The 6,296-nt window shown below is 68.5% G+C and carries 4 protein-coding genes and 1 riboswitch; of the genes, 2 read left to right on the forward strand and 2 right to left on the reverse strand.

All coding sequences use genetic code 11. From position 1 onward, the window contains the following. Positions 1-134: 134 nt before the first annotated feature. A riboswitch (yybP-ykoY riboswitch) is annotated at positions 135-266 on the reverse strand. Next, positions 246-1,025, reverse strand: a complete 780-nt coding sequence (locus B3E43_RS03525) for a phosphatase PAP2 family protein (RefSeq protein ID WP_292026648.1) — start codon at positions 1,023-1,025, stop codon at positions 246-248. It overlaps the preceding riboswitch by 21 nt. A 297-nt stretch (positions 1,026-1,322) precedes the next feature. Here B3E43_RS03525 and B3E43_RS03530 point away from each other — a divergent pair, with 297 nt between their 5' ends. Beyond that, complete coding sequence (locus B3E43_RS03530; protein ID WP_292026650.1) at positions 1,323-3,206, forward strand: ribonucleoside-diphosphate reductase subunit alpha; 1,884 nt, start codon at positions 1,323-1,325, stop codon at positions 3,204-3,206. A gap of 140 nt (positions 3,207-3,346) precedes the next feature. Beyond that, a complete protein-coding gene (locus tag B3E43_RS03535) occupies positions 3,347-4,231 on the forward strand; it encodes a lipid A-modifier LpxR family protein (RefSeq protein ID WP_292026652.1) in 885 nt (294 codons plus the stop codon). A gap of 77 nt (positions 4,232-4,308) precedes the next feature. On the opposite strand, the gene B3E43_RS03540 is transcribed toward B3E43_RS03535, so the two are convergent. Continuing rightward, a complete protein-coding gene (locus tag B3E43_RS03540) occupies positions 4,309-6,087 on the reverse strand; it encodes a gamma-glutamyltransferase family protein (protein WP_292026654.1) in 1,779 nt (592 codons plus the stop codon). Positions 6,088-6,296: the final 209 nt, after the last annotated feature.

The raw sequence follows: 6,296 nt of genomic DNA on the forward strand, positions 1-6,296 counted from the left end.
TTCGGCGGACAGACCATTGGCATCCGCAGCCGGCCCCCGCGTGGAAGCACCCTGCGAAGCCAGCGGTCTTGCCGTGACGCCTGGGGTCCTATCGCTCGCGCCGCGGGCGCTCGCTGCCTGAGGACATCGCCCTCAAATCGCCGCGCACCGCGTGCGCGGCATAGGGCCCCAAGGATCTTTCCGCGCCATCCTCTCCGGGCGAGAGGAAGTGTGTTGACGCGAACCCCGCTGATCGGTGCGGGCGGCTACTCCCCGATGACGGCGGGGGGTGTATCCGTCCCGGGCTCCGGGGGCAAGACGTCGTCGTGCAGGCCGGACGCCCTGACGGCCTGACGTCGCCCGATCGCATAGGCGGCCAGCCACAGGGCCATGGCCCAGGCCGCGCCGGCGCACCAGCCGGCGAAAACGTCTGAAGCCCAATGGGCCCCCAGATAGACTCGCGTCAGCCCGATGAGGAGCGCCACGGTCATGGCGGCCCCCAGCACAAAGGCCTTCAGATGCGCGCGCGGGAAGGCCCGGGTCAGCATCACGCCCAGCGTCAGATAGAAGACGGTCGACAGCAGGGCGTGGCCCGAGGGGAAGCTGGCGTTCAGGGTCTCGACCGCCTGGAAGGCCGCCGGCGGCCGCTCCCGCTCGAACAGTGCCTTCAGCCCCTCGCTCAGCGCCACGCCGCCCGCGAGACCCAGCACCAGCAGCAGGGCCGAGAGCCGTTTGCGCTGGATCAGCAGGAAGGTGATGGCGATCACGGCGAACAGGCCCAGAACCGATATGCCCCCCAGGGACGTCAGGTCGGCCGCGGCCTCCTGGAGCCACCATGGGCCGCGAGGTTCGCCCGCGACCGGCTGCATCCAGGTCAGCACGGCCTGGTCAAAGGCCTGGCCGTCGGCCTCGGTCATGTCGTCAGCCACCTCGACGAAGGTCATCACCCCCAGGGCCACGACAAACAGAGCCGTCACGGCCGCGATTTCGGTCCGCGCGATGCGCAGCATCCGGCGCAGGAAGATCGGGATCCGGGAGGTTGCCATCGGTCGCAAACGGTCACGCTTGTGGGACGTTCCCACCGCAAATTTATTTCCACAATCCTGTCGGATCGCACACAGGAAGCTGGTCCGGGCGACAATCCCCACGGTGGCTGAATCCGGCAGGTTTGTGGCTAGATCGAATCACTCACACCGAGGGCTGATACGAAAATGTCATCAAGGAAGTTTGCCCTCACTCAAAATTTGAGGGCTTGGCCAGTAACCAATCATGAACCACATTTAGCGCTGTAATGATGTTGACCACACAACATCTGGCGTATCGACAAGCACCCGGGGCGGATTATGGCAGGCAGTGAAGCGTTGAAGACGGTGGAATTTCCGTCGGTTGCCGACAGCGATTTGGCTGCGCGTCCCCATCTGTCTGTGGTGCGCTCACTCCAGCTCGACCGGACCCGCGACGACCTGCTGACCGACTTCGGCAAGAAGACGCTGGAGGATCGCTATCTGCTGCCAGGCGAAAGCTATCAGGACATGTTCGCCCGCGTCGCCACGGCCTATGCCGACGACCACGAGCACGCACAGCGCGTCTATGACTACATGTCGAAGCTCTGGTTCATGCCCTCGACGCCGGTGCTGTCGAACGGCGGCGCGGATCGCGGCCTGCCGATCTCCTGCTTCCTCAACGCGGTGGCGGACAGCCTCGACGGCATCCAGTCGGTCTGGAACGAGAATGTCGCCCTGGCGTCGAACGGCGGCGGCATCGGCACCTACTGGGGCGGCGTCCGGTCGATCGGCGAGAAGGTCAAGGGCGCGGGCCAGACATCCGGCATCATCCCCTTCATCCGGGTGATGGACAGCCTGACGCTGGCGATCAGCCAGGGTTCGCTGCGCCGCGGCTCGGCCGCCGTCTATCTGGACGTCCACCACCCGGAGATCGAGGAATTCCTCGAAATCCGCAAACCGTCGGGCGACTTCAACCGCAAATCCCTGAACCTGCACCACGGCATCAACATCTCGGACGCCTTCATGGAGGCGGTCCGCGACGGAAAGACCTTCGACCTGCTGTCGCCGAAGAACCAGGCGGTGGTGAAAACCGTCGACGCCCGGGCCCTGTGGCAGAAGATCCTCGAGATCCGCCTGCAGACCGGCGAACCCTATCTGATCTTCTCCGACACGGTGAACCGCCAGATGCCGCAGCATCAGCGCGACCTGGGCCTGTCGGTGAAACAGTCCAACCTGTGCGCCGAAATCATGCTGCACACCGGCCGCGACCATCTCGGCGTCGACCGCACCGCCGTCTGCTGCCTGTCCTCGGTCAATGCCGAGATGTTCCTGGAGTGGCGCGAGGAGCCGAAATTCGTCGAGGACGTCATGCGCTTCCTCGACAATGTGCTCGAGGACTTCATCCGCCGCGCCCCGCCGGCCATGGCCGCGGCCGTCTACTCCGCCAAGCGCGAACGCTCGGTCGGCCTCGGCCTGATGGGCTTCCACTCCTTCCTGCAGCAGCAGGGCGTGGCCTTTGAATCCGCCATGGCCAAGTCGTGGAACATGCGGCTGTTCAAACATCTGCGCCGCGAGGCCGACAAGGCCAGCCGGGTGCTCGCCGAAGAGAAGGGCGCCTGCGAGGACGCCGCCGAGCGCGGCGTCATGGAGCGTTTCTCCCACAAGATGGCCATCGCCCCGACCGCCTCGATCTCGATCATCTGCGGCGGCACCAGCGCCGGCATCGAGCCGATCCCGGCCAATATCTACACCCACAAGACCCTGTCGGGTTCGTTCGCGGTCAAGAACCCCTATCTGGAGCGGATTCTGGGCGAGAAGGGCATCGACACCGAGGCGGTGTGGAGCTCCATCCTCGAGCACGAGGGTTCGGTCCAGCATCTCGAGCAGCTGAGCGAAGACGAGAAGGGGATCTTCAAGACCGCCTTCGAACTGGACCAGCGCTGGGTCGTCGAACTGTCGGCCGACCGCGCGCCCGAAATCTGTCAGGCCCAGTCGATCAACCTGTTCATCCCGGGCGACGTGAACAAGTGGGACCTGCACATGCTGCACTGGTCCGCCTGGGAGAAGGGCGTGAAATCGCTCTACTATCTGCGCTCCAAGTCGGTTCAGCGCGCCGCCTTTGCGGGCGCCGAGGACAAGGTCGAGGCCGAGGTGGACCCGAACCAGCCGGACCTCTTCAGCGCCGCCCGCACCGACTATGACGAGTGTCTGGCCTGCCAGTAGGGCCTCCGGGGACGTTAACCACGCTGTGACCCCGGAACCTCGCTTTTCACCTGACGTTGGTCGGGCGGAGCAAAAGTCTGTTGGCGAGCCGCCCCGCATCGTGCAGGGTCACGGTTGTTGACGGATCGGGAGGACCGTTGATGCGTATGACGGTTTTTGCGTTCGGAGTGTTGGCGACTGTGGCCTCTGCGGCCCCGGCGTTCGCCGCTGTCTCCCCTCCCGAAACCCAGGTCGCCCTGTCCAATCCCTGGGTTGTCACCCGCGAACCGCCCTCCACCGTTTCTGACCTGCTGACCCGCATCGACCGCGACGCGCGCTTCGCCGATGCGGGCCGTCCAGCCTTCGGCCCCGACGAAGGCTGGAGCGGCTACGCCCCGCCCTCACGCGAACGAGCCTCGCCCTGGGTCGCTTCGAACCGGGACGTCTGGTTCGAGAACAGCGCCTTTGACGACCGGCTGCGGCTGCGCACCGAAGGTCCGGTGCGCCGGATCGACGGATCGCCCCTGCCGCCTGGACCACTCGACCCCGCGGCCTATGAGGCCGAGCACTATGACCTGACCTACACCCGGGGCTGGACGGAGATCCTGGGCCGCACGGCGTCGGGTCTCGATGTCGCCCTGACGCCCCACGTCGGCGTCGGCGTCGGGTCGCGCGGCGGCACCACCGAGGCCGGGGCGACCCTGCGCATCGGACCCGACCTGGACCAGCTGGTGCCCGAGGGCGAAGAGGCGTTCGGCCAGCGGCCGCGCTGGTATCTGTATGCGGCCGGTTCGGGCCGGGCGGTCGGCTACAACTGGGCCCGCAACCGCGACGGCGAATTCGCCCGCTCGGGTGTCAGCCATGACTCCGGCGTCTTCATGGGCGACGCCTCGCTTGGCGTGGCCATGCGACGGGGCCCTGTGCAGAGCTCGATCGGCCTGGTCTATCGCGAGATCGGCGTCGAGGGCCTGCGCGCCGGCCAGGGCATAGACACGGATGTGTCCGAAGGCGTGATCGCGTTTCAGCTGAGCATCAAGCCCGAGTAGGGATCAGGGATTAGGGATTAGGTGGCTAGAGCCGCAGACCTCGCTTGGCCCTGACGCGCCTCCCTGATCCCTAATCCCTACTCCCCTGTCCTCGCCACGCCCTCGCGGCGGTCATCGGCGCCGCCGTCCCAGGCCCAGCCGTCCGGGCCCTGACGCCAGATTCCGCCGTGCAGGCCCGAGGTTTCGCTGTCGTTGGGGCGCAGGGTCACGCCGCGCGCCGCCAGCCCCTCGCGCAAGGCGTCGGAGAATCGCTCCGTATCCGCGCCGACAGAGGTCCCCCGCGCGACCAGGTTGGGCAGGTTGAACGCCGTCTGGACCGGCAGGCCCCAGTCCAGCACCGCGATCAGGGCCCGGGCGTTATAGGCCAGGATCGACGGGCCGCCCGGCGATCCCAGGGCGCCGACCAGCCGCCCCTCGCGGTCGAGGATGAGAATGGGTGACATCGACGATCGCGGTCGCTTGCCCGCCGCCACGGCATTGGCCGCGGGCGCGCCGTCGGCCCGCAGCGGCGCAAACGAGAAGTCGGTCAGCTCATTGTTGAGGAAGAAACCAGCCGCCATCCGGCCCGAGCCGAACACGCTCTCGATCGTGGTGGTCATGCTGACCGCGTTGCCCTCGGCATCGACGATGACGAAATGCGACGTCCCCGCCGGCTCGTTGGTCGCGTCGGGCCCGACCAGCACGCCCCCGGGCGGCGTCCCCGCCTCGGCCGGCCCCGTCAGGCCCTGCGCCAGGGCCGCGCGCGAGGCCGTATAGCCCGGGTCCAGCAGCCCTTGCACCGGAACGCCCACGAAGCCCGGATCGGCCACATAGCGGTCGCGGTCGGCGTACATCAGCCGCTGAAGCCGGGCGAAGGCGGTCCAGGCCTCGGCGCTGTCCGGACCGAGGGTGATGTCCGGCGTCGCCTCGGCCATGGCCAGGAGCTGCAGCACAGCCACGCCGCTGGACGGCGGCGGCGGCACGCAGATCACATAGATCCGGTAGGGCCGGCACAGGGCGCCCCGCTCGATCGGCTCATAGGCGGCGATGTCCTGTGCCGTCAGCGAGCCGGGCCGCGGCTCCTCAGCCACCGTGGCGGCGATCTCGCGCGCGATCCGGCCGTGGTAGAAGACCTCGGCCCCGCCCGCAGCCAGTTCGGCCACCGTCCGCGCGTAGTCGGGGTTCCGCAGCACGTCGCCGGCGACATAGCGTTCACCGTCCGGTTTCGTGAAATAGGCGTTGGCCCAGCGCGTGCGCGCCTGCCCCCGCGTCGCGGCGATGAAGCCGGCGAGCCGCGGACTCACCACAAAGCCGTCGCGCGCCAGCCGCTCGGCGTCTCCAAACAGGGTGCTCCACGGCAGCCGGCCGTGGGCCTGCTGCGCCAGGGCCAGCATGGCGACGGCCCCGGGTGCGCCGGTCGACCGGCCGCTGAGCACGGCTTCGCCGAACCCCAGGGGCCGGCCGTTTTCATGGAAGAGTTCGGGTGTCGCCGCCGTCGGCGCGGTCTCGCGCCCGTCATAGCTGGTGACCTCGCCCGTGCGGGCGTCGAACGCCATCATGAAGGCCCCGCCGCCGAGTCCCGAGGACTGCGGTTCGACCAGACCGAGCACGGCCTGCACGGCGACCGCCGCATCGACCGCTGAACCGCCCTCGCGCAGGATCTTCAGCCCGGCCTCGACCGCCAGCGGATTGGCCGCCGCCACAAAGGGCCCGCGGGCCTGGGGAGTCTGGACCGCGGCGGGGGCAGGAGAGGCTTCAAGCCCGGACGCCGAAGGGGCCCCGGGCATTCCGCCCGCGCACCCCGCCAGCGCCAGCGTCGCCGCGACGACGACGGCGGCCGTGACGGCGCGCAGGGGCCGGGGCGGGAAGGCGATCATGGCGGACTCACTCGAAGGCGAAAGCGGGAAGGCCCGCCACCTTGGCCCGCCGTCCGCGCGAACGAAACCCCCCGTCCCTCCACGCCTTCCATGCACGACCGGAGAGGATCACCGAAAACCCGCCGCACAGCCCTTGCCCCCCGCCCCGGCCTCCGCTAGATACCCGCCCTCGCCGTTCGCGGCCAAGCGCGCCCGTAGCTCAGCTGGAT

Source organism: Brevundimonas sp. UBA2416 (assembly GCF_002343105.1).
Lineage (GTDB): Bacteria > Pseudomonadota > Alphaproteobacteria > Caulobacterales > Caulobacteraceae > Brevundimonas.